18 protein-coding genes and 1 tRNA gene are annotated in these 22546 nt (G+C 70.8%); 12 read left to right on the top strand and 7 right to left on the bottom strand.

Annotation, left to right across the window (positions count from 1 at the left end):
• The first annotated feature begins 3 nt into the window (after nucleotides 1-3).
• The 4 genes from IE241_RS29470 to IE241_RS29455 all read left to right on the top strand — a co-directional run bounded on the left by IE241_RS29470 (nucleotide 4) and on the right by IE241_RS29455 (nucleotide 4740).
• Nucleotides 4-1236: a C40 family peptidase gene (locus IE241_RS29470; protein WP_190024890.1), complete on the top strand. Its 1233-nt coding sequence runs from the start codon at nucleotides 4-6 to the stop codon at nucleotides 1234-1236.
• Nucleotides 1237-1323: 87 nt separating this feature from the next.
• Nucleotides 1324-2181: a hypothetical protein gene (locus IE241_RS29465; protein WP_190024889.1), complete on the top strand. Its 858-nt coding sequence runs from the start codon at nucleotides 1324-1326 to the stop codon at nucleotides 2179-2181.
• 8 nt (nucleotides 2182-2189) lie between these two features.
• Nucleotides 2190-2936 (top strand): hypothetical protein, encoded by a 747-nt coding sequence (locus IE241_RS29460; protein WP_190024888.1) that lies wholly within the window; start codon nucleotides 2190-2192, stop codon nucleotides 2934-2936.
• A gap of 184 nt (nucleotides 2937-3120) precedes the next feature.
• Nucleotides 3121-4740, top strand: a complete 1620-nt coding sequence (locus tag IE241_RS29455) for an MDR family MFS transporter (RefSeq protein WP_229899987.1) — start codon at nucleotides 3121-3123, stop codon at nucleotides 4738-4740.
• A gap of 61 nt (nucleotides 4741-4801) precedes the next feature.
• On the opposite strand, the gene IE241_RS29450 is transcribed toward IE241_RS29455, so the two are convergent.
• Entirely contained in the window at nucleotides 4802-6604 is a 1803-nt protein-coding gene (locus IE241_RS29450; protein ID WP_190024886.1) for a serine/threonine-protein kinase, read from the bottom strand.
• Between the two features lie 98 nt (nucleotides 6605-6702).
• Nucleotides 6703-6776: transfer RNA gene (locus IE241_RS29445), tRNA-Gly, on the bottom strand.
• Nucleotides 6777-7326: 550 nt separating this feature from the next.
• On the opposite strand from IE241_RS29445, the gene dcd reads away from it, so the two are divergent.
• Nucleotides 7327-7902, top strand: a complete 576-nt coding sequence (gene dcd / locus IE241_RS29440) for a dCTP deaminase (protein WP_030366976.1) — start codon at nucleotides 7327-7329, stop codon at nucleotides 7900-7902.
• 25 nt (nucleotides 7903-7927) lie between these two features.
• On the top strand, nucleotides 7928-8425 hold the full coding sequence (locus IE241_RS29435; protein WP_179081575.1) for a phosphoribosyltransferase: 498 nt from the start codon (nucleotides 7928-7930) through the stop codon (nucleotides 8423-8425).
• 87 nt (nucleotides 8426-8512) lie between these two features.
• Here the strand turns inward: IE241_RS29435 and IE241_RS29430 are convergent, their stop codons facing one another.
• The 4 genes from IE241_RS29430 to IE241_RS29415 all read right to left on the bottom strand — a co-directional run bounded on the left by IE241_RS29430 (nucleotide 8513) and on the right by IE241_RS29415 (nucleotide 16068).
• Nucleotides 8513-9541, bottom strand: a complete 1029-nt coding sequence (locus IE241_RS29430) for a Yip1 family protein (RefSeq protein ID WP_190024885.1) — start codon at nucleotides 9539-9541, stop codon at nucleotides 8513-8515.
• A 137-nt stretch (nucleotides 9542-9678) separates the two neighbouring features.
• Nucleotides 9679-10686: a hypothetical protein gene (locus IE241_RS29425; RefSeq protein WP_190024884.1), complete on the bottom strand. Its 1008-nt coding sequence runs from the start codon at nucleotides 10684-10686 to the stop codon at nucleotides 9679-9681.
• 144 nt (nucleotides 10687-10830) lie between these two features.
• Nucleotides 10831-13149, bottom strand: a complete 2319-nt coding sequence (locus tag IE241_RS29420; protein WP_190024883.1) for a (Fe-S)-binding protein — start codon at nucleotides 13147-13149, stop codon at nucleotides 10831-10833.
• A 129-nt stretch (nucleotides 13150-13278) separates the two neighbouring features.
• Nucleotides 13279-16068 carry an NACHT domain-containing protein gene (locus tag IE241_RS29415; protein ID WP_190024882.1) on the bottom strand — a complete coding sequence of 930 codons (2790 nt, stop codon included), beginning with the start codon at nucleotides 16066-16068 and terminating at the stop codon, nucleotides 13279-13281.
• Between the two features lie 210 nt (nucleotides 16069-16278).
• On the opposite strand from IE241_RS29415, the gene dnaK reads away from it, so the two are divergent.
• The 6 genes from dnaK (at nucleotide 16279) to IE241_RS29385 (ending at nucleotide 21256) form a co-directional block, all read left to right on the top strand.
• Nucleotides 16279-18144, top strand: a complete 1866-nt coding sequence (dnaK, locus tag IE241_RS29410) for a molecular chaperone DnaK (protein WP_190024881.1) — start codon at nucleotides 16279-16281, stop codon at nucleotides 18142-18144.
• Entirely contained in the window at nucleotides 18141-18818 is a 678-nt protein-coding gene (gene grpE, locus IE241_RS29405; protein ID WP_190024880.1) for a nucleotide exchange factor GrpE, read from the top strand. Before dnaK ends, grpE begins: the two co-directional genes overlap by 4 nt.
• 48 nt (nucleotides 18819-18866) lie before the next feature.
• Entirely contained in the window at nucleotides 18867-20045 is a 1179-nt protein-coding gene (gene dnaJ, locus IE241_RS29400) for a molecular chaperone DnaJ (RefSeq protein WP_190024879.1), read from the top strand.
• Nucleotides 20046-20049: 4 nt separating this feature from the next.
• On the top strand, nucleotides 20050-20499 hold the full coding sequence (locus IE241_RS29395; protein WP_190024878.1) for a heat shock protein transcriptional repressor HspR: 450 nt from the start codon (nucleotides 20050-20052) through the stop codon (nucleotides 20497-20499).
• A 186-nt stretch (nucleotides 20500-20685) separates the two neighbouring features.
• Complete coding sequence (locus IE241_RS29390; protein WP_190024877.1) at nucleotides 20686-20916, top strand: hypothetical protein; 231 nt, start codon at nucleotides 20686-20688, stop codon at nucleotides 20914-20916.
• An 88-nt stretch (nucleotides 20917-21004) separates the two neighbouring features.
• Nucleotides 21005-21256 (top strand): hypothetical protein, encoded by a 252-nt coding sequence (locus IE241_RS29385; protein ID WP_190024876.1) that lies wholly within the window; start codon nucleotides 21005-21007, stop codon nucleotides 21254-21256.
• A 36-nt stretch (nucleotides 21257-21292) separates the two neighbouring features.
• On the opposite strand, the gene IE241_RS29380 is transcribed toward IE241_RS29385, so the two are convergent.
• Entirely contained in the window at nucleotides 21293-22276 is a 984-nt protein-coding gene (locus IE241_RS29380; RefSeq protein WP_190024920.1) for a helix-turn-helix transcriptional regulator, read from the bottom strand.
• Nucleotides 22277-22546: the final 270 nt, after the last annotated feature.

The following is a 22546-nucleotide window of genomic DNA, read 5'->3' as shown; positions in this document are numbered from 1 at the left end:
CGAGTGGTTTCACGTCAGGCCCTCGCCCTGGCCTCCGGCGGGCTGCGCAGGGGGCTCGCCTTCAAGCTCGGGCTGCCCGCGATCGGCATCCTCATGGGTCTTTTGCTGATCGTGGGCATGCTGGCCGGGATCGGCGGCGGCCCCTCGGCCGTCGCCGCCGGCTGCTCCAAGCCCGGCTCTCCCGGTAACGACGGCCCGTCCGGCAACGGGCAGACCGGCGACACCACGGGCGGCGCGAGCAAGAACCTGCGCGCGGAACAGGTCGCGAACGCGAAGATCATCGATCAGGTGGCCAAGGACGGCAAGCTGCCGGGCAGGGCCACGCTCATCGCCCTGATGACGGGGCTCGCGGAGTCACAGCTGTCGAACATCAACTACGGCGACCGGGACTCGCTCGGCATCTTCCAGCAGCGCCCGTCCTCCGGGTGGGGCACCAGGGAACAGATCACGGACCCGAAGTACGCGGCCCACATGTTCCTCTTCGGCGGCGACAGCGGCGACCCGCCCGGGCTGACCGACGTCGCCTGGGAGAGCATGTCCCTCAACGACGCCGCCCAGAAGGTGCAGCGCTCCGGCTTCCCCGACGCCTACGGCCCCAAGGAGGCCCAGGCGCGGAGCATCGCCAAGGAAGCGGGCATCGACCTGGAGCGGTCCGGGGAGAACCACCCCGGCCAGTCCGGCAGGAACGGCGGGTCCAACGGCGGCTCGAACGGCGGCGGCAACAACGGCGGCGACCCCGACAAGAAGAAGCCGGAAGGCTGCGACACCTCGGGCAGCAACAACCCCGGCAAGCCCGGGGAGCCGTTCCACGACAGCAAGGCCAACTGGCCGGACATCGTGAGGAACCCCCGCGACACCGCAGGGGCGATCGCCTACGCCAGGCAGCAGGCCGAGACCCACAACAGCGAGTGGTACCAGCGGTGCCTGGCCTTCACGGCGATCGCCTACGGCCGTGGCTCGTCCGGAACCGACTACGCCATCGACCACTACACGGACGTGATGCCGAAGAACATGCGTCACGACAAGGACCGCAACCCGCCGCCCGGCGCCCTGATGTTCTGGGACACCCACCACCGGGCCGGTCACGTCGCCATCTACGTCGGCGACGGCAAGGTCGCGTCCAACGACATCGTGACCCCCGGCGAGATATCGATCGTCCCCGCGACCGACATCGAGTCCAAGTGGGGCGCGGAGTATCTGGGCTGGTCGCCCCCCTACTACCCCAATGGCGGGTGATCCGGGTCATCATTACCCCGGGGCCGCGGCATATGCGCGCCGCGGCCCCGTTGGCCTGCTGACGGTGGCGGTACGTAAGGATTGACCATGCCTGTTGTGACGGACCTCGACTCGGTCCCCCTGACTCCCGTCTACACCATCGTGATCGGCACAGCGGGTGAGGCGACGATCGAGGGGGAACCGGTCGAGCCGTTGCCCGGACAGGACGGGCGCACGTCCGCGCTGGCGGACATACGGGTGCGGGCCGCCCGGCGCGGGCACCCCATACGCATCATCGCCAAGGAGCCCGACGGCTCGGTCTGGCCGCTGATCGTCGACCACGACGGGGCCGTGACGCCGATGCCGGGGCCGCACCCGACGCCTCCGCCGGCTGCGCCTGCGCCCGTGCCTGCGCCTGCTCCCGCGCCTGCTCCCGCGCCCGTGCCTGTGGCGCCTCGGCCGGCGCCGGTGGCACCCGTACCTGCGCCTGCCCCCGTGCCCGCGCCTGTGCCCGTGCCCGTCCAGGCTCCCCCCGCTCCGCCTGCGCCCGCCGCCCCCGACTGGGCCGCCCCCCTCCCCCCGCACCACGCCGAGCGCTTCGGCCGGATCGTCGCGGCCGAGCTGCGGGGCGATCTCCTGGGGGCCGCCCTCGCGGCACGGGAGCTGGAAGGGGTGCTGGACCGTGAGTACGGGCCGCTGCATCCGCACACCGTCGGCGTCCTCGGCACCCGCGCGTGGCTCGCGCTGCTGCTGCAGGAGGACTGGGCCGCGATCATGCGGCTGCACCTGCGGACGGCGGAGCGGCGGCACAACGCGCAGGCGCCCGACGACGAGACCCGGCGCATCCTGCGCAACGCGCGTGCCGTGTGGTGGCGGCTCGCGGCCGTCGACCGGGCCGAGGCGGACGAGATCCAGCCCGAGCTGCAGCGCGTATCCGACCTGGTAGACGGCGTGCTTCCGGAATAATCACGGCCATGCTGCCGCCCACCCCGCCGCTGCCCGACCCGTACGAAAGCGGTCCGCACGGCCTGCACCGGCGTCTGCTGCCGGACGTGATGGCGGCGGGCTCCGCGTATCCGCTCCTCCTCGGCGGTTCCTACGCCCTGGTGGCGCACGGTCTCCTCGAACCCGGCGCCGCCCGCAGGGACACCGGCCTGGAGCTGGTCACCGAGGCCCCGGACGCCATGGCCGACGTCGTGGCCGCCGTCTGCAACGGCCTGCAGGAGCGCGGCTGGCAGACCGAGCCGCTCGAAGCCCGGCTCGTCGTCACCGACGCCGCGACCGGCGAGCACTGCGCCGTCGGCATCCGCAAGGAGACGCTGTGGCGGCCGCCGGTGCTCGGTCCGTACGGACCCGTGCCCGCCGCCGAGGACGTGGTCGGCATGGCCGTGCGCGACCTCGCGGACCTCGGCCTCGCCCGGGACCTCGTCGACGTGCGGACCGCGTCCGGCAGCTGGTCGCACGTCGAGCTGGAGGAACTCGGCCGCCGGCACGGCGGCACGGGCGCCGCCGCCTTCGACCTCACCGACCTCCAGGCCCGGCTCGCCGGTGCCGAATGGATCGCCGACTCCGAGTTCGCCGCCTACGGGCTCGACGAGACCGACCGCGCCGGACTCCTGCGCTGGGCCGAGGCCTGGGTCGACGACATCGCCGAGCGGCTGATGGAAGAGGCGCCGTACGAGGACACGGACGAGGAAGAGGGAGAAGAGGGAGAGGACTGATCGTCCGTCTTGACCTCAAGTTCGCTTGAGGTTCCATCCTTGAGTCATCGCCTCAACAGGCCTCGGCCAAGGGATGGATGGAACGACGATGACGGACACAGTTGCCCCGGGTGCCCCGGGTGCCCCGGGTGCCCCGGGTGCCCCGGGCGCCCCGGTGATCGACCGGCGCCGTATGAGACTGGTCATGGCAGGCCTGATGCTCGGGCTGTTCATGTCGGCGCTCGACCAGACCATCATCTCCGCGGCGCTGCGCACCATCGCCGACGACCTCAACGGCCTTTCGCAGCAGGCCTGGGCCAACACCTCGTACATGATCACCTCGGTGATCACCACGGCCCTCTACGGCAAGCTCTCCGACATCTACGGCCGCCGCCCGCTCTACGTCATCGCCGTGGCCGTCTTCGTCGCCGGCTCGGTGCTGTGCGGGCTCGCCCAGTCCATGGTGATGCTGTCGGTCTTCCGGGGCGTCCAGGGGCTCGGCGCGGGCGGTCTGATGAGCCTCGCGTTCGCCATCCTGGCCGATCTGCTGCCGCCCGCCGAACGCAGCCGCTACCAGGCCTGGTTCGGAGCCGTCTTCGGCGTCTCGGCCGTCGTCGGGCCGGTCGTCGGCGGGTTCTTCGCCGGGCTGGACAGCTTCGCCGGTGCGGCCGGGTGGCGCTGGGCCTTCTTCGTCAACGTGCCGATCGGCATCGCCGCCGTCCTGATCGTCCTCGGCCAGGTGCGCATCCAGAACGACCGCTCGGCCGACAAGCCGGACCTCGCCGGGGTCCTCACGCTCATCCTCTTCCTCGTGCCCGTGCTCTTCGCCGTCGAGCAGGGGTCGAAGTGGGGCTGGGGCTCGGCCGGCACGCTGGGACTGTTCGCCGTGGGAGCCGTGGGGCTCGTGCTGTTCGTGACGGCGCAGCGGCGGGCCGGCGGCGCCGCCCTGCTCCCCACCCCCATGTTCCGCAACCCCGTCTTCTCCCTCTACAACGGCGTCAACACGATCGTCGGCGCCGCCGTCTTCGGCTCGCTCGCCGTCCTGCCGCTCTACCTCCAGATCGTCAAGGGACTCTCGCCGACCGAGGCGGGCCTGATGCTGCTGCCGCAGACCCTCGGCATCATCGGGGGCGGCCGCCTGTGCAGCGCCTACGTCACGCGGACCGGCAACTTCAAGGGGTTCATGCTCCTCGGCATCGTGCTGATGATGGCCGGCACGTTCTGGTTCGCGACGTTCGGCGCCGACACGGCCCTGTGGCAGGCCGGGGTGGCCGCAGGCGTCATGGGCCTCGGCATCGGCCAGTGCTGGCAGGTCATGCTGGTCGCCATCCAGCGGGGCCTGGAACCGCAGTACATGGGCGCCGGTATCGGGTCCTTCGCCTTCTTCCGCTCCATCGGCGGCACCGTCGGCATCAGCGTCTTCTTCTCGCTCTTCTTCGGCTCGGTCGGCGGCCGGATCTCCGACGCCTACGCCGGCGCCGCCTCCGACCCGGGCTTCAGGGAGGCCCTGGCCGACCCGTCGGTGACCTCCCAGCCCGCCAACCAGACCCTGCTCGCCGGCCGGAACGGCGCCGTCTCCCTCGACGACAGCTCCTTCCTGGCCCACGCCGACGCCCGCCTCGCCCACCCGTTCCTGGAGGGCATGGCCCAGGCCATGCAGACGGTCTTCCTGGTCAGCGGCTCCCTGCTCGCCCTGGGCCTGATCCTCGCCCTCGTCCCGAAGACCGGCGGCCGGAGCGCCGCGAAGACGGCCGGGTCCCCGGCCTCCGCCCCGGCTCCGTCCCCGGAGCCCGCCGTCTCCGCCTCCGCCGACCGCTCGTCATGAGTCGCTGAAGCAAGCGAACTTCCTGCGGCCCGGGTCCATGTGACCCGGGCCGCAGGCGTTCTCAGCAGCGGACCGGCTGGCCGCTCTGGCGGATGATGCTGTCGGCGGACATCCAGCCGGCGCTCTTCGTCCCGTCGATGCGGACGTAAAGCCACTTGTGGCCGTAGGAGTTCTCGACGGAGCAGTGGAACCACAGCTTCGTGCCGCTCTTGGCCGGCGCCACGGCGCCGCAGACCTTGTAGGGCCCGTTCAGCACGCTGTGATCGCCGGACACATAGCCGTACGTGCCCGGCTTCGGGTCGTGGTGGTTCCAGCCGCTGCAGGTCGTCGGCACCGACGAACTGGGCTTGGCCGACGAAGCGCCGGGCTTGGCCGACGGCGAGGCGGACGAGGACGAGGCCGGGCCGGAGGGCTTCGCGGAGGAGCCCGCGGACGGCGAGGCGCCCGGGGAGTGCAGGCCGGTGGCCACTCCGCCCTCGTCCGGCTGCTCGCCGGCCGACGGCGAGCCCGCCGCCGCCGGCGCCGCCTGGGGATCGTCGCCCTTCGTGCCGCCGCTGCCGGTCAGGGCGTACGTGACGCCGCCGCCGGCGAGCACGACGAGGGCGACGGCCGCGGCGATGAGAGCGCGGCTGCGGCGCCGTCCGCGGTCGGCGCCGGGGCGGCCGTCACCGGCAGCGGAACGGCCGCCGACCGGAGCGGTGTCACCGGCCTGCGGAGGCGTGTGCAGCGGGCCGGGCGCGGGATAGCCGGTGTTCGGCAGGCCGGGCTCGGGATGGGCCGCGTACGGATTCTGCGGGGACGGGGACGGGGACGGGGAAGAGGGAGAGGGAGGGGAAGGCTGGGGGAACGACGGCGCGGCACCGAATCCGGGCGGCGGCGCCGGGGCGGCGGCCTGCGTCGGCACAGGGCCAAGGCCAGGGCCAGGGGCGGAGACAGGGCCCGGAGCAGGGTGAGGGGCCGGCGCAGGCGGCATGAGGTTCGTCGTCAGGTTCGTCAGGTTCGCCGTCCTGCCCGCGGCGACCCGCTCCAGCATCTCGCGCGCCTGGTCCGCGGTCGGCCGGTGCTCCGGATCCTTCGCCATCAGCGCCTGCAGCACCGGCGCGAGTGCCCCCGCCCGCTGCGGCGCCGGCAGCGGCTCGGTGACGATCGCCGAGAGCGTGGACCACACGGACGTGCGGCGGAACGGCGACGTGCCCTCCACGGCCGCGTACAGCGTCATGCCGAGCGACCAGATGTCCGACGCGGGGCCCGGCTCCCTGCCCTGCGCGCGCTCCGGCGGCAGGTAGTCGAGGGAGCCGACGAGCTGACCGCTCTGGGTGAGCTTGGCCATGGCCTCGTCGCCGGCGGCCTCCATGCTGGCGATGCCGAAGTCGGTGAGCACGACTCGGCCGCCATGTTCCAGCAGCACGTTCCCCGGCTTGACGTCCCGGTGCAGCACACCGGCCCGGTGCGCGGCGTCGAGGGCGTCCATCAGGCGGGCGCCGATCGCCGCGGCCTCTTCCGGCTCCAGCGTGCCGCGCTCGCCCAGCACGTCGTCGAGCGAGGGCCCGTCGACGAGCTCCATGACGATGACCGGCAGGCCCTGCTCCTCGGTCACGTCGTGCACGGTGACGACGCCGCTGTGCCGGATGCGCGCGGCGGCCTGCGCCTCCCGCTGCATCCGGGTGCGCAGGTCGAGCAGTTCGGCCTCGGCGGAGTCGGTGAAGGCCCGCAGGACCTTGACGGCGACTTCCCGGCCCAGCAGTTCGTCGACCGCCCGGGCGACCACGCCCATGCCGCCGCGGCCGATCGTCGCGGTCACCCGGTAACGACCCCCGAGGACCTTGCCTATCAGCTCGTCGCCGTTCGCTTCCCCCGCCGTCACCACGCGCTCCGTTCGTCAGTGTGGGCCGCCACTTGGCGGCCCCAGGGTAAACAAACAAGGCCCAGGTCGGTGACCTGGGCCTTCCTCTATATGTCTTATGGAGCGGGTGACGAGAATCGAACTCGCGCTCTGAGCTTGGGAAGCTCATGTTCTACCATTAAACTACACCCGCGAGGGCGCCTGTTTTACGGGCGCCTCATCTTCGCACACTGTACCCCATCGAAGGCCCCCGGTGCACTCACCGTGCGGGCCTTCGTGCTGTGTGTGGAGAGTGTGGGGCCGGTGGGGATGCGTGCGTGGGGGCCGGGAGTTGGGGCGTACCGTGGGACGGCGGAAGCCGGTGGGGGACTGCCGGGAGTGCCGCGTAGGAGCGAGTCCCGTATATCCCCTAATGTGGCTTTTGTCTTTCACGTGAATGGGGAAAGGGAGCTCTATGGAGCGCACCGTCGTTCGTTGTGCCGAGGGGCACGTCTTCAGCACCGCTTCGTTCCCGATGCAGCACCTCGGACCCGACCGGATCGGCCCCGGGCGGCTCCTGCGCTGCCCGCGCTGCGCCCGGCTGAGGCACTCCGTTCCGGTGGCCCTGCAGAAGCGCTGAGCGGGCGCCGGGCCGCCGCAGGGCGGGCGCCGGGCGGCCGGTGAGCGGCCGGTGATCAAGCGGCGCGGCCCGGTCCGCTCGGACCGGGCCCGCGTTGTCCGTCTTCTCCGCGTATCCTCGACCCGTGCTTCTCTCAGACAAGGACATCCGGACCGAGATCGACGCCGGCCGGGTGCGTATCGACCCGTTCGACGAATCCATGGTGCAGCCGTCGAGCATCGATGTGCGCCTCGACCGCTACTTCCGGGTGTTCGAGAACCACCGGTACCCGCACATCGACCCCGCGGTCGAGCAGGCGGACCTCACGCGTGAGGTGGTGCCGGAGGGCGACGAGGCGTTCATCCTGCACCCCGGTGAGTTCGTGCTCGCCTCGACGTACGAGGTCATCACGCTTCCCGACGATGTGGCCTCCCGCCTGGAGGGCAAGTCCAGCCTCGGCCGGCTCGGCCTGCTGACGCACTCGACGGCCGGCTTCATCGACCCCGGTTTCTCCGGGCACGTGACGCTGGAGCTGTCGAACATGGCCACGCTGCCGATCAAGCTGTGGCCGGGGATGAAGATCGGGCAGCTGTGCATGTTCCGCCTGACCTCGCCCGTCGAGCATCCCTACGGGTCCGCCAAGCACGGTTCCCGCTACCAGGGACAGCGTGGGCCCACGCCCTCGCGGTCCTTCCAGAATTTCCACCGCACCCAGGTCTGAGCAGAGCAAAAGGCGAAGAGCAACAGTGAGTGAGATCCGCGAGAACCTGACCTACCCGATCTTCGGGGAGGCCATCCGTGAGCTGGCGCAGACCATCGCGGACGACGGCTACGAGCCGGACATCATCCTGTCCATCGCGCGTGGCGGCGTCTTCGTCGCGGGCGGTCTCGCCTACGCGCTGGACTGCAAGAACATCCACCTGGTGAACGTGGAGTTCTACTCGGGCGTCGGCGAGACGATGGAGATGCCGGTCATGCTCTCCCCCGTCCCCGACAAGATCGACTTCACGAACAAGAAGGTCCTGATCGCCGACGACGTCGCGGACACCGGCAAGACCCTCAAGCTGGTCCACGACTTCTGCAAGGACCACGTGGCCGAGGTCCGCTCCGCGGTGATCTACGAGAAGTCCCACAGCCTCGTGAAGTGCGAGTACGTCTGGAAGCGCACCGAGGACTGGATCAACTTCCCGTGGTCGGTCGAGCCGCCGGTCGTGCGCCGCGAGGGCCAGGTCCTCGACGCGTAACCGTACATACGAGAGGCCCCCGCCGCGTTCACCGCGGCGGGGGCCTCTCGTATGTGTACCTGCGCGTACCTGCGTACCTGCAGACCGCTAGAGCGTGCCCAGCTTGATGATCGACAGCAGGGCGATCAGCTGGATCGCCGAGGCGCCCAGCGCGCGCGGCCACGGGATGTCGTGCGACTTGCTGACCATGGACGTGAACAGGTAGCCCGCCAGCAGCCACGTCGCCCAGCCCAGCACCTGCACCAGCAGGTTGTCGCCGCCGAGGAACATGGCGAAGAGCAGGCGGGGCGCGTCCGTGACCGACATGATCAGCATCGACAGGCCGATCGTCGGCTGCCACAGGCCGTCGCCGCCGAGCTGCCGGGCGAGCGTGTGGGTGACCGCGCCCAGGAGGAGCCCGGCCAGCACCATGACCACGCCGGTGATCAGCACGGACGGGAAGCTGTTGGCGAGCGAGGCGTTCAGCACGTCCTCGCGGGCCTTGTCGAAGCCGAAGACGGCGAGCAGGCCGTAGACGAACGTGACGATCAGGGCCGGGGCCCAGACGGCGTGGTCGCGCATCTGCCAGAAGGTGGCGGAGGGGCGCATCACTATGCCCGTCAGCAGCTGCTTCCAGGGCAGGCGCGGGCCCGGGGGCGGTGCGGGGGCGTTGTTGTACGGGTCCTGCCCGGCGTAGGGGTCCTGGCCGCCGTAGCCGCCGCCCTGGCCGTACGGGTCCTGGCCGCCGCCGTAGGCGTCGGGGCCCTCGCCGAGGCTGAACTGCCGGGTGTGGCCGGGGTCGTCGCCACCGCCGTGGCCCTGCCCGTAGTACGGGTCCTGCGCGGGACCTCCGTGGCCTCCATGGCCTCCGGGACCTCCGTGGCCGTAGCCGCCCTGGCCGTACGGCGGCTGGTGGCCCGGACCCGGGCCGTGGCCGTGACCCTGCGGGCCGCCGTCACCGGAGCCGAAGTACTCCGGCTCGCCGTAGGGCGGGGGCTGCTGCTGCCACTGGCCGCCGCCGCCCGCGCCACTGCCGCCGGCGTAGCCGCCCTGGCCGCCGTGCGGGGCCCGGTACTGCCCCGGGCGCTGTCCTTGCTGCGCGGGCCCGGGGTCGTTCGAGCCCTGTCCGCGTCCCATCCTGAATCCAGCCACGCTTCGAACGTACCCGCTCCGTGAGAGTGCCGAGACGGGCCGTGGAGAACGGGCCCGCCATTGCGGCCGAGCTGTGACATCCCCTAAGGGAAATATCGGGGGTTGGCGAGCCGCGCGCCGTCTCAGCCGCGCTTCACCACCGCGTAGACCGGCGAGAAGATCATGCCACCGACGAGGGCCCAGCCGCCCGCCTGCAGCAGGGCCTGCGCGGTGCCCGAGGGGTCCTCTCCGCGCAGCGCCGGCGTGCATCCGTAGGCCGCCAGCACCGCGACGGCGGCGTGCACCGACTGCATGACCGGTGACCACGGCAGCCTGCGCAGGGAGCCGCCGTTGATGCCCAGGGAGAAGAGCAGCACGAAGGGGAGCAGGCACAGCCCGACGATCAGGGCGATCGCGTTGACGATGCTGCCCTCCAGGCTCGGCCGCCACTCTCCGGCCGCCAGCCGGTGCAACTTCTCCTCCCTGCCCAGATACGCGCCGAGCGAGGGGTCGTCGGGCGCCCACATGGCCGTGAGCAGGCCGCCCTCGCGGACGGGGTCGTGGAAGGTCGTCCTGCCGGTGGCGAGCTTCGCCGGGCTGCCCGGAACGGTCACCGTCAGCTCGTAGACGTACCCGCGGACGAGCTCGGGATTGTCGTCGTCGTACTGCTTCTCCAGCAGGCGCGCCTCCGCGACGGTCGCGACGGCGGTCTCGGCGCCGGCGTGCTGGATGGCGGTCTGCCGGCTGTCGGAGCCGGGCATGCCGTGCAGGCTCAGGGCGGTCAGGGAGGCCGCGAGGGCGAGGGCGGAGACGCACAGCTGCCGGGCCTTGGACAGGGCCGCGCCCGCGAAGGAGTCCGGCACGGGCCGGAAGCGGCTCTGCTGGACGCGGCGTGCGGCCCGCCGCCCCGTCTCCTTCTCCAGGACGGCCTTGACCTCTGCGCGCTCCTTGCGCAGCCCGTCCCAGCGCCGCACCCACAGCAGCACGGCCCGCTGGACCCACGCGGCCGCCGCCGTCCACACGCAGATGAGGACTCCGGTGTGCGGCGCGGGCTGGTAGTCGATGCCCGCTGCCCAGATGCACGCCGCGACGACGGCGGCGTAGGTCACGGCCGCACTCGCGCGTACGGCCTGCGTCAGCGCGTTCTGCATGACACGCGCTCCCCCCTGATTCACTTCCGGTCGGTGTTCCTCGGTGGTCCTCGGTGTTCCCCGTCATCAAGTGGATCATGAAAAGGCAGCGGCCGGTGCCCGCGGACCGTCGCGGGCACCGGCCGTGCGTCCTTGCGGAGAGGCCTACTTCACGGGCTCCGGGTCCGGCTTCGGGTCCGGCTTCGGGGCGTCGGCGGGCTCGCCGTCGCCGCCGTCGCCGTTGCCCTCGCCGCCGTTGCCGTCCTCCTCCGGCGCCGCAGGCGTCCTGACCGACTCCAGCAGCAGCTGGGCGACGTCCACGACCTGGATGGACTCCTTGGCCTTCCCGTCGTTCTTCTTGCCGTTGACCGAGTCGGTCAGCATGACGAGGCAGAAGGGGCAGGCGGTGGAGACGATGTCCGGGTTGAGGGACAGCGCCTCGTCGACGCGCTCGTTGTTGATGCGCTTGCCGATCCGCTCCTCCATCCACATGCGCGCGCCGCCGGCGCCGCAGCAGAAGCCGCGCTCCTTGTGGCGGTGCATCTCCTCGTTCCGCAGGCCCGGCACCTTGGCGATGATCTCGCGCGGCGGCGTGTAGACCTTGTTGTGGCGGCCCAGGTAGCAGGGGTCGTGATAGGTGATCAGACCCTCGACCGGGGTGACGGGGACCAGCTTGCCCTCGTCGATGAGGTGCTGCAGCAGCTGCGTGTGGTGGATGACCTCGTACTCGCCGCCGAGCTGCGGGTACTCGTTGGCGATGGTGTTGAAGCAGTGCGGGCAGGTCGCGACGATCTTCTTCTTCGCCTTCTCGACCTTGACGCCCTCCTCCGCGTCCTCGCCGAAGGCCATGTTCAGCATCTCGACGTTCTGCTGGCCGAGCTGCTGGAAGAGGAACTCGTTGCCCAGACGGCGGGCGGAGTCACCGGTGCAGGCCTCGTCGCCGCCCATGATCGCGAACTTCACGCCCGCCATGTGCAGCAGCTCCGCGAAGGCCTTCGTGGTCTTCTTGGCGCGGTCCTCCAGGGCGCCGGCGCAGCCGACCCAGTAGAGGTAGTCGACCTCGGTGAGGTCCTCGATGTCCTTGCCGACGACCGGGACCTCGAAGTCGACCTCCTTGGTCCACTGCAGGCGCTGCTTCTTCGCCAGGCCCCAGGGGTTGCCCTTCTTCTCCAGGTTCTTGAGCATCGTGCCCGCCTCCGAGGGGAAGCTGGACTCGATCATCACCTGGTAGCGGCGCATGTCGACGATGTGGTCGACGTGCTCGATGTCGACCGGGCACTGCTCGACGCACGCACCGCAGGTGGTGCAGGACCACAGGACGTCCGGGTCGATGACGCCGTTCTCTTCGAGGGTGCCGATCAGCGGGCGCTCGGCCTCGGCCAGGGCCGCGGCCGGGACGTCCTTCAGCTGCTCCGCGGTCGCCTTCTCCTCGCCCTCGGCGTCCTTGCCGCCGCCCGCGAGCAGGTACGGCGCCTTGGCGTGCGCGTGGTCGCGCAGCGCCATGATCAGGAGCTTGGGGGAGAGGGGCTTGCCGGTGTTCCAGGCGGGGCACTGCGACTGGCAGCGGCCGCACTCGGTGCAGGTGGAGAAGTCGAGGAGGCCCTTCCAGGAGAACTCCTCGACCTTCGAGACGCCGAACGTGTCGTCCTCGCCCGGGTCCTCGAAGTCGATCGGCTTGCCGCCGCTCGTCATGGGCTGCAGCGCGCCGAGCGCCACGTCGCCGGAGGCCTCGCGCTTGAACCAGATGTTCGGGAAGGCGAGGAAGCGGTGCCAGGCCACGCCCATGTCGGTCTTCAGCGCGACCGTGATCATCCAGATGAAGGAGGTCGCGATCTTCACACCGGCGAAGAGGTAGGTGAGGTTCTGGAGCGTCGAGACGTCCATCCCCTCCAGCCACGACACCACCGGGTACGAGACGAAGAACGAGGCCTCGTAGCCGTCCACGTGGTGCTGGGCGCCCTCCAGCGCGTGCAGCATGAAGATGCAGACGCCGACGATGAGGATGACGGCCTCGACGAAGTACGCCTGGCCGGTGTTGGAGCCCGCGAAGCGGGACTTGCGGCCCGCGCCGCCCGGCCGGTTCAGCTGCCGGATGACGATCAGCGTCAGGATGCCGAGCGCGGTCATCGTGCCGAGGAACTCGACGAAGACGTTGTACGGGGTCCAGTCACCGATGACGGGCAGGAGCCAGTCGGCCTTGAAGAGCTGGCCGATGGCGTTGACGATCGTCAGCAGCAGCGAGAAGAAGCCCACCGCCACGAACCAGTGCGCGACGCCGACGATGCCCCAGCGGTTCATCCGGGTATGGCCGAGGAACTCCTTGGCCACCGTGACGGTGCGCTGAGCGGGGTCGTCGGTGCGGGTGCCGGCGGGCACGGGCTGGCCGAGCCGCATGAAGCGGTAGATCTGCAGGAGGGCACGGCCGAACAGCGCTACGCCGACCGCGATTAGGACCAGCGACACGATGATCGCGGCGAGTTGCATGGGAACGGCTCCTCGAACCTGCGAGAGCGGGATTACTGTCTAGTAACTTATCCAGTCCGTACGAGACTACTCACTCTCCCGCGCGCGATATAGCCGCACCGCCGGTGATCTGTGTCGCTCAGGCCCGCCTTACCGCTGCGCTCGGCCGGCTGTGTATCGGTGGAGCTCCGGGAGGAGCAGGGTGCGGACGGGGTGGGTGCGGACGCCGAGATCGACGGCGCGGCGCTCCTTCAGGGACCACAGCACCAACACTCCCGCGGCCAGCAACGGAATGCCACCCGCCATGAAGAGGCCGTGCACCGGTGACAGGAGCACAGACGCTGCCGCGCCGTAGACGACTGCGGCGCCCGGCAGCAGCAGGCAGCCCGTCCGCGCCAGCCAGCGCCACAGCGTGCTCCTGTGCCGGCGCAGGGCGCGCTCGGTGTCTTCGCCGTCGGTGGGCGCCCAGACCTCCTCCGGGGCGGGACCTTCCAGGGCGAGGCAGACCACTGCCCCGAACCGCAGGCGCACTGGAAGAGCCGCTAGATATGCCTCCCGTTGCGGGGGCGGGCTGACCGCACGAAGCAGCTCCAGGTACCCGTCGAGGAGTACGGCTTCCTCCACATCGTCGGCCAGTAGTGCATCCCGCAGGACAGGGGCGGTCAGGTCCGTTGACCGCAGTGCTCTGAACAGGCGCTCGCTCATGGGTGGTGACTGATACGTGTTCTCATGCGGCTGCCGGTTCTCCCCGGAGTACGCGACGACGCTCAGGGCAGCCATGATCCGCGGGTCGGGGGCGGGCATCCCGGCGGATACCACTGGGCCGGGGTAGGTCCGGAGGACCCAGGCGATACGCCCAGCGATCGCCGCCAGACCGTCGTCGGCCCCACGGGCGAAAGGCCGCCACACCCACCGCAGCCAGTCGCCCGCCCCGGGCTCCACGCGTACCTTCCGCAGCTCCTCCTCGATCTGCGGATCGTTGATCAGGATGCCGACGAGCCTGGCGAACCGGCGGAGCAGCTTGGCGTCCTGCGTCGACCACAGCAGCTCGTTCAGGGCCAGTGCCGCCTTGGGCGTACGGATCAGCGACAGCCCCGAGGCCGCTGTGAGCCTCCCCTCGGCTGCCAGCCGCTTCAGGACGGGCACGGCGATGTCCCCCATCGAGGCCAGAGCCCGCTCCGCGGCGAACCCCGGCACCTCGGCGAGTGCCTCCGCGGCCCTCGGCAGATTGGTCGCGGCGAGTGCTTGGCAGGCTGCGGCGGCGCGTAACGGAAGCCCCGCCGCCCTCGCGGCCTCCCGCAGGAACTCGAAGACCCGTACTCCCCGCGGCCTCCGGTCCGCTGCCACCAGCCCGAAGGCTGCCGTCACCGCGGCGTCCGACCCCGCCCCCAGCCGCCCGCAAAAGTGCCCGACGATCTCCTCGGCCAGCCCCTCCTCCACCACCAGCGCATCCGCCAGGCACTGGAACGCCAGCAGCGCATCCTCCGCGTACACCGCCCGCACGACCCCCGTGCAGTCCCGCGCATCCACCCCGCACCACAGCCGCACCGCCTCCCGCCACGCCGTCGGGTCCGCTCGGTAGCGGCGCAGCAGGCCCTCCGGGTCCGCCGCGAGGGCGCGTGCCGCCGCGTACTCCTGCAGCGTCAGGTGCGCGAACTGGTACCGCTCGCCGTTGTCGACCGCCAGCAGCAGTCCGCTCCGGTCGACGATCTCCCGCAACACGTCCTCGGCCAGGCTCTCCTCCCGGCCCTGCGTCCGCAGGACCTCCCGCACCGTTTGCAGGACCTCCCCTTCCGGCCGCGTCAGCCGGTCATGGCTTCCCGACGGGACGTCCTGCGCCGCCAGGGCCAGCGCCTGCAGCACCGCTTTCTTCAGCGGGAACGCGAACCGCGAATGCCGTCGCCGGTCCATGAGCAGGTTGTCCACGACCTGCTTGTAGAAGTCGGCCCGCGTGTGCGGCAGCACCTGGTCCGTACCCGCGTACACGTAGCTGTACAGGTACGCGACCATCGTCAGCAGCAGCGGGTTCCGCGCCAGCGGCATCAGCTGAGGCGTGTCCCGCAGCGCCCCCAGCAACTGCTCCACCGTGTCGTCCGCCATGCCCTCCGGCCAGGGCCAGCCGCCCAGGAAGCGGCGGATCAGGTGCTCGTCGAAGTCCTGGACCCGCAGCGTCTGCTGGAATTCGTCGGCGAACCAGCCGTCGTAGACGGCGACGCGGCAGGTGACGACGATCCGGCACTCGCCGTACCGCTGCGCGAAGTCCTTGATCCGGTCCACGACCTGGCCGCGGTGGTCGCTCGCCACCTCGTCCAGGCCGTCGAAGTAGAGGGCCAGATCGCCCCGCTCCAGGGCCCGCGCCACCCACTTCTCCGCCCGTGGGAACTCATGCCGCCCGAAGTGGTCGGCGATGTGCTGCTCCAGGCTCCACTCGGGGTTCTTGTTCAGCCGGTGGAGCTCCAGCAGGACCGGGACGCCCGTGAGCTCGGCCAGGTCCACGCGTGGCCTGCCGCGTCCCCGCCGGCCCGGCCGGAGCCGGCCCTTCGCCCACATCAGGGCCTCGTGCCGCAGCAGCATCGTCTTGCCCGCGCCGGGGACGCCCAGCACCACGCTGCGACGCTCCTGGCGCAGGGTTGCCGCCATCTCGCCCGGCGCCCTGGGCGCCGCCCCCGCGGCCCGCAGCGGCACGTACACCGACTCCATCGGCAGCTTCAGCGCGTCCTCGACCTGGAACGACACCGCAAATTTGCTGTGGCGCGCGTGCAGCTCCCGTACGTACTTGGCGAGCGCCGTCCGCCGCAGCAGCGGGCTCCCCGCCAGCCGGGCGTAGAGGAAATCGGCGGCCTGTTTGAGCTTCGTCTCCAGCCAGCTCTTGGCGGTGGCGCCGACCACCGCCAGGACGGCTCCGCCGAGCCACGGAATCCACTGCGGTAAGTCCGGCATGGCCGTCCCCCTCCCCCGAGGGGGACGAGGATAGATCCGGTCACCGCACCCACAACACCCGCCTGACCTGCAGAAACGATTCCCCGCCCCCACCCGCTGCGCATAAGGCCCGCATAAGAGTTGAGCCCCCTCGACTCAGCTCCGTTGACAGAATCGGATCCGCATTGCACGCTTGAGTCTGTTCCACTCAAGTCAGCTGGAGGAATCGACATGGCACGTGCGGTCGGCATCGACCTGGGTACGACGAACTCCGTCGTCAGTGTTCTCGAAGGCGGTGAGCCCACCGTCATCACCAACGCCGAGGGCGCCAGGACCACGCCGTCCGTCGTCGCCTTCGCGAAGAACGGCGAGGTGCTCGTCGGCGAGGTCGCCAAGCGTCAGGCCGTCACCAACGTCGACCGGACGATCCGCTCCGTCAAGCGCCACATGGGCACTGACTGGAAGATCAACCTGGACGGCAAGGACTTCAACCCGCAGCAGATGAGCGCCTTCATCCTGCAGAAGCTGAAGCGCGACGCCGAGGCGTACCTGGGCGAGAAGGTCACGGACGCGGTCATCACCGTCCCGGCGTACTTCAACGACTCCGAGCGTCAGGCCACCAAGGAGGCCGGCGAGATCGCGGGCCTGAACGTCCTGCGTATCGTCAACGAGCCCACCGCGGCCGCCCTGGCCTACGGTCTCGACAAGGACGACCAGACCATCCTCGTCTTCGACCTCGGTGGCGGCACCTTCGACGTCTCGCTCCTTGAGATCGGCGACGGCGTGGTCGAGGTCAAGGCCACCAACGGTGACAACCACCTCGGTGGTGACGACTGGGACCAGCGCGTCGTCGACTACCTGGTCAAGCAGTTCGCCAACGGTCACGGCGTGGACCTGTCCAAGGACAAGATGGCTCTCCAGCGTCTCCGCGAGGCCGCGGAGAAGGCGAAGATCGAGCTGTCCTCGTCCACCGAGACCACGATCAACCTGCCCTACATCACGGCCTCCGCCGAGGGCCCGCTGCACCTGGACGAGAAGCTCACGCGCGCCCAGTTCCAGCAGCTCACCGCGGATCTCCTGGAGCGCTGCAAGACCCCGTTCCACAACGTCATCAAGGACGCGGGCATCGCCCTCTCCGAGATCGACCACGTGGTCCTCGTCGGCGGCTCCACCCGTATGCCCGCCGTCGCCGAGCTCGTCAAGGAGCTGACCGGCGGCAACGAGGCCAACAAGGGCGTCAACCCGGACGAGGTCGTCGCCATCGGCGCCGCCCTGCAGGCCGGTGTCCTCAAGGGTGAGGTCAAGGACGTCCTGCTCCTCGACGTCACCCCGCTGTCCCTCGGCATCGAGACCAAGGGCGGCATCATGACCAAGCTCATCGAGCGCAACACCACGATCCCGACCAAGCGGTCCGAGATCTTCACGACGGCCGAGGACAACCAGCCGTCCGTGCAGATCCAGGTCTACCAGGGCGAGCGCGAGATCGCGGCGTACAACAAGAAGCTCGGCATGTTCGAGCTGACCGGTCTGCCGCCGGCCCCGCGCGGTGTCCCGCAGATCGAGGTCGCCTTCGACATCGACGCCAACGGCATCATGCACGTGACCGCGAAGGACCTCGGCACGGGCAAGGAGCAGAAGATGACCGTCACCGGTGGCTCCTCGCTGCCGAAGGACGAGGTCAACCGGATGCGCGAAGAGGCCGAGAAGTACGCCGAGGAGGACCACGCGCGCCGTGAGGCCGCCGAGTCCCGCAACCAGGGCGAGCAGCTCGTCTACCAGACCGAGAAGTTCCTCAAGGACAACGAGGACAAGGTCCCGGCGGACGTGAAGACCGAGGTCGAGACCGCGCTCACCGAGCTGAAGGAGAAGCTCAAGGGCGAGGACACGGCCGAGATCCGCACCGCCACGGAGAAGGTCGCCGCCGTCTCCCAGAAGCTGGGCCAGGCCATGTACGCCGACGCCCAGGCCGCCCAGGGTGCCGCGGGCGCCGAGGGTGCGGGCGCCGGTGCCGGCCACGCCAAGGCCGAGGACGACGTCGTCGACGCCGAGATCGTGGACGACGAGAAGCCCAAGGACGCCAAGGGCGGTGCGGCGTGACGGAGGAGACCCCGGGCTTTGACGAGAAGCCTGAAGGCCCCTCCGACGCCGCCGACTCCGAAGAAGCGGCGCAGGGCGCCGGGTCCGCCGACAAGGCGGGCCCGGGCTCTGCCCCCTCCGGCGAAGAGCTGGTGGAAGTGGGTCTGAAGGCCCAGCTGGACCAGGCCCAGGCTGCGCTCGGCGAGCGCACCGCGGACCTCCAGCGCCTCCAGGCGGAGTACCAGAACTACCGCCGCCGGGTCGAGCGGGACCGGGTCACGGTCAAGGAGATCGCCGTCGCGAACCTCCTGTCCGAGCTCCTGCCCACGCTCGACGACATCGGCCGCGCCCGTGACCACGGCGAGCTCGTCGGCGGCTTCAAGTCCGTCGCCGAGTCCCTGGAGACGGTCGCCGCCAAGATGGGGCTGCAGCAGTTCGGCAAGGAGGGCGAGCCCTTCGACCCGCTGGTGCACGAGGCGCTGATGCACAGCTACGCGCCCGACGTCACCGAGACCACGTGCGTGCAGATTCTGCAGCCGGGGTATCGGATCGGCGAGCGCACGATCCGCCCCGCGCGGGTCGCCGTCGCCGAGCCTCAGCCGGGTGCCCAGGGCGCCAAGGGCGAGGGCGAGGACGCCGGCTCGGGCTCCGGCTCCGGCTCCGACGAGGAGAGCGGTGGCCCGGACAAGGGCTGACGCTGACCCGATGAATCACCGCAGGGAACGGAAGGAGGGACACCGAGGATGAGCACGAAGGACTTCCTGGAGAAGGACTACTACAAGGTTCTCGGTGTCCCCAAGGACGCCACCGAGGCCGAGATCAAGAAGGCGTACCGGAAGCTCGCCCGCGAGTACCACCCGGACGCCAACAAGGGCGACGCCAAGGCCGAGGAGCGCTTCAAGGAGATCTCCGAGGCGAACGACGTCCTGGCCGACCCCAAGCGGCGCAAGGAGTACGACGACGCCCGCGCCCTCTTCGGCAACGGCGGCTTCCGCCCGGGGCCGGGCGGCGCGGGCGGCGGCTCCTTCAACTTCGACCTGGGCGACCTCTTCGGAGGCGCCCAGGGCGGGGGCGGCGGAGCCGGCACCGGCGGCTTCGGCGGCGGTCTCGGCGATGTCTTCGGCGGCCTGTTCAACCGCGGCGGCACGCGCACCCAGCCGCGCCGCGGCCAGGACATCGAGTCCGAGGTGTCGCTGAACTTCACCGAGGCGGTCGACGGGGCCACCGTGCCCCTGCGGATGTCCTCCTCGGCGGCCTGCAAGGCCTGCTCCGGCACCGGCGACAAAAACGGTACGCCTCGCGTCTGCCCGACCTGTGTCGGCACCGGCCAGGTCTCGCACGGCTCCGGCGGCGGCTTCTCCATCACCGACCCGTGCCCCGACTGCAAGGGCCGCGGCCTCATCCCGGAGAACCCCTGCGACGTCTGCCACGGCAGCGGTCGCGCCAAGTCCTCCCGCACCATGCAGGTCCGCATCCCCGCCGGAGTCTCCGACGGCCAGCGGATCCGGCTGCGCGGCAAGGGCGCCCCGGGCGAGCGCGGCGGGCCCAGCGGCGATCTCTACGTCGTCGTGCACGTCGGCACGCACCCCGTCTTCGGCCGCAAGGACGACAACCTCACCGTCACCGTGCCCGTCACCTTCCCGGAGGCGGTCCTCGGCGGCGAGATCAAGGTGCCCACCCTCGGCGGCCCCCCGGTCACCCTCAAGCTGCCGCCCGGCACGCCCAACGGCCGCACGATGCGCGCCCGCGGCAAGGGCGCGGTGCGCAAGGACGGCACCCGGGGCGACCTGCTGGTCACCGTGGAGGTGACCGTACCCAAGGATCTCGGCGACAAGGCCCGGGAAGCCCTGCAGACCTACCGTGAGGCCACCGCGGACCACGACCCGCGGGCAGAGCTCTTCCAGGCCGCGAAGGGAGCGTGACCTCATGGATGGGACCGGCCGACGGCGCAATCCGTACGAGCTGACCGACGAGTCGCCGGTCTACGTCATCTCGGTCGCCGCGCAGCTGTCGGGCCTGCACCCGCAGACCCTCCGGCAGTACGACCGGCTCGGCCTGGTCTCACCCGACCGCGCAGCCGGGCGCGGCCGCCGCTATTCCGCGCGGGACATCGAGCAGCTGCGGCAGGTGCAGCAGCTGAGCCAGGACGAGGGCATCAACCTGGCCGGCATCAAGCGCATCATCGAGCTGGAGAACCAGGTGGCCGCGCTCAAGGCGCGCGTCGCCGAGCTGCAGGGCGCCGTCGAGGGCGCCGCCGCGGCCCGGCAGCAGGCGGAGGCCGCGGTCCACGCCTCGTACCGCCGCGACCTGGTCCCGTACACGGACGTCCAGCAGACGAGCGCGCTGGTGGTGTGGCGGCCCCGCCGCGACCAGTAGCGGTACACGCAACCGGGAAGGGCCGGGTGAGCACTGCGCTCACCCGGCCCTTTCGCGTGCCCGGCCGCTGGCATGAAGCTGTGTGTCCACTGCAGCAACCTGACAGCTTTTCCCGGCCGGACGCTGCGCCTCCGCTGGCAGAGTCTTCCCCACGGAGACACGGAGACAACGACGTTGGGGGAAAACGTGAAGACCGGACAGCTCGTCAAGAAGGCCGCCGCAGTTCTCGTTCCGGGGGTGTCCCTGGCGGTCTTCGCACTGCCGGGCACGGCGGCGGCCGCGTCCGCGTCCGCCCCGTCGGATGTGCGTGCGGCGCAGGGCTCGTACGAGCTGCACGGGCTGCGCGGTCTGTGCGGGATACCGGTCAAGGTCGTCGACCGTCTGCCGGTCTGTCACCGTGTTAACGGGTGGCAGTGACAAAGAAGTCGGCTTTGAAGCCCCGGTCTGCGATGTGGCAGGCCGGGGCTTTGCCGTGTACGCAGGAAAACGAATCGGAGGAGACGGCGTGGTGGCGAGGACAGAGTTCACGGAAGCGGTGGTGGGGCGTGCCGCGCCCACTGCCGCTCCCCCCGAGACGGCCGTGATCAGGCTCGTGGGTGCCTTGCCCGCGGGCTGGGACTGCAGTTGGCGGCTCCAGGAGGAGCGGATCCTGCTCCGGGTGCAGCCCGTCGGCGGCGCGGGCCCCGACGCCGTCGAGGCGTGGCTGGCCGGTGTGCTCGCCGCCGGCGGACTGCGGGGGTGGCAGGCGGTCCGCTAGTGCGGGCCGCCCGGCCCGGGCCACCGGATCCGGTCGCTAGATCCAGCCGCGCTCCCGCGCCAGCAGCGCGGCGTGCGCCCGGCTGGAGGCGTCGAGGACGCGCAGCAGGTCCGCAACGTGGCGGCGGTAGGTGCGCACGGAGATGCCCAGGTCACGGGCGCCGATCTCGTCCTTGCCGACGCGGCACATCGACTCCAGGACCCGCTGTTCCACGGCGGAGAGCCCGGCGGCCCCTTCGGCCGGTTCCTCGATCAGTGCGGCGAGGTCGGTGGCCTGGTCCCAGATCTTCTCGAACAGCGCCAGGATGTTGGCGACCAGGCCCGCCTCCTGGGCGATCAGGGCGCCGCGCGAGGTGTCGTCGGGGTCGGCGGGCACCAGCGCGGTGTGCCGGTCGTAGACGAGGATCCGCTCGGAGATATCGCGGGCGACGCGGATACGGGCGCCCTGCGCGGTGAGTTCGCGCAGGTAGGCGACGGTCGGCGGGTGGTCGAGCGCCTCCTTGAGGACGACGTTGCGGATCCGTACGCCGCGGCGCAGACAGCGGGTGTCCAGCGGCCGGGCGTGGTCGATGTTCTCCTGGGTGAGCGCGGTGTAGGGCTCGACGGACAGGATCTCCTCGCGGGCGAAGAAGGCCAGGTCGTCGATGCGATTGCGGATCTGGGAGAGGTCCTCCATGCGCTCCACGCCCTTGGGCGCGGGGGTGCGCAGCCCCTGCTCCACGCGCAGCTCCGCGATGAGGTGGCGGGCCTGGGTGACCTGTTGCAGCTCGTGGTGGAGCTCGCGGAGCCGCAGGTCGGTGAGGCGGTCCACGGCGACCTCCGGGTCGGCCGCGGTGACGGCCCCGTCGCCGGCGCGGCGCAGCAGGCCGAGCCCGTACAGCCGGTCCAGGGCGGTGTGGACGGTGTTCTTCGGGGCGTGGATCCTCAGGTGGATGTCCTCGGCAGCTGTGCCGGGATTGCGCAGAAAATGCCGGTAGATGTCCTCTTCCGCCGTGCTGAGCCCCAACAGACCCATGCCCATGCCTGACTTGCTCATGGTTCCCCCGTGTGCGATTGGCCGGCGGTCGGCCCGCGTGGTCGGTCGCGTGGTCAGTCGCGAGCGCGTGGTGCGTAACCGCCGGTACATCGCCCAAAGCGTAATGCAATGGTAAAGCCGCTGGCCACGGCGATTCCTTCGATGGCGACGCAGCAAGCTGTAGCGGCGGTTGCAGGAAGCTGCCTCCGAAGAGCGGGCCCCGGCCCGTACGGCCTTGGCAGGCTGGGGAGTGCCGGAAGGCTGAGACCGACGAGG

This window comes from Streptomyces hiroshimensis, from assembly GCF_014650335.1.
In the GTDB taxonomy this organism is placed as follows: domain Bacteria; phylum Actinomycetota; class Actinomycetes; order Streptomycetales; family Streptomycetaceae; genus Streptomyces; species Streptomyces hiroshimensis.
Note: the sequence above shows the minus strand (reverse complement) of the source record. Positions and strands in the feature narration are given on the sequence as shown.

Excerpts from the sequence above, each read along its gene's own strand:
- IE241_RS29380 (WP_190024920.1), bottom strand. The coding sequence starts at position 22,276 with ATGGGCATGGGTCTGTTGGGGCTCAGCACGGCGGAAGAGGACATCTAC.
- dnaK (WP_190024881.1), top strand. The coding sequence starts at position 16,279 with ATGGCACGTGCGGTCGGCATCGACCTGGGTACGACGAACTCCGTCGTC.
- dnaJ (WP_190024879.1), top strand. The coding sequence starts at position 18,867 with ATGAGCACGAAGGACTTCCTGGAGAAGGACTACTACAAGGTTCTCGGT.
- IE241_RS29425 (WP_190024884.1), bottom strand. The coding sequence starts at position 10,686 with ATGCAGAACGCGCTGACGCAGGCCGTACGCGCGAGTGCGGCCGTGACC.
- IE241_RS29460 (WP_190024888.1), top strand. The coding sequence starts at position 2,190 with ATGCTGCCGCCCACCCCGCCGCTGCCCGACCCGTACGAAAGCGGTCCG.
- IE241_RS29415 (WP_190024882.1), bottom strand. The coding sequence starts at position 16,068 with ATGCCGGACTTACCGCAGTGGATTCCGTGGCTCGGCGGAGCCGTCCTG.
- IE241_RS29465 (WP_190024889.1), top strand. The coding sequence starts at position 1,324 with ATGCCTGTTGTGACGGACCTCGACTCGGTCCCCCTGACTCCCGTCTAC.
- IE241_RS29420 (WP_190024883.1), bottom strand. The coding sequence starts at position 13,149 with ATGCAACTCGCCGCGATCATCGTGTCGCTGGTCCTAATCGCGGTCGGC.
- IE241_RS29455 (WP_229899987.1), top strand. The coding sequence starts at position 3,121 with ATGGCAGGCCTGATGCTCGGGCTGTTCATGTCGGCGCTCGACCAGACC.
- IE241_RS29395 (WP_190024878.1), top strand. The coding sequence starts at position 20,050 with ATGGATGGGACCGGCCGACGGCGCAATCCGTACGAGCTGACCGACGAG.
- IE241_RS29430 (WP_190024885.1), bottom strand. The coding sequence starts at position 9,541 with ATGGGACGCGGACAGGGCTCGAACGACCCCGGGCCCGCGCAGCAAGGA.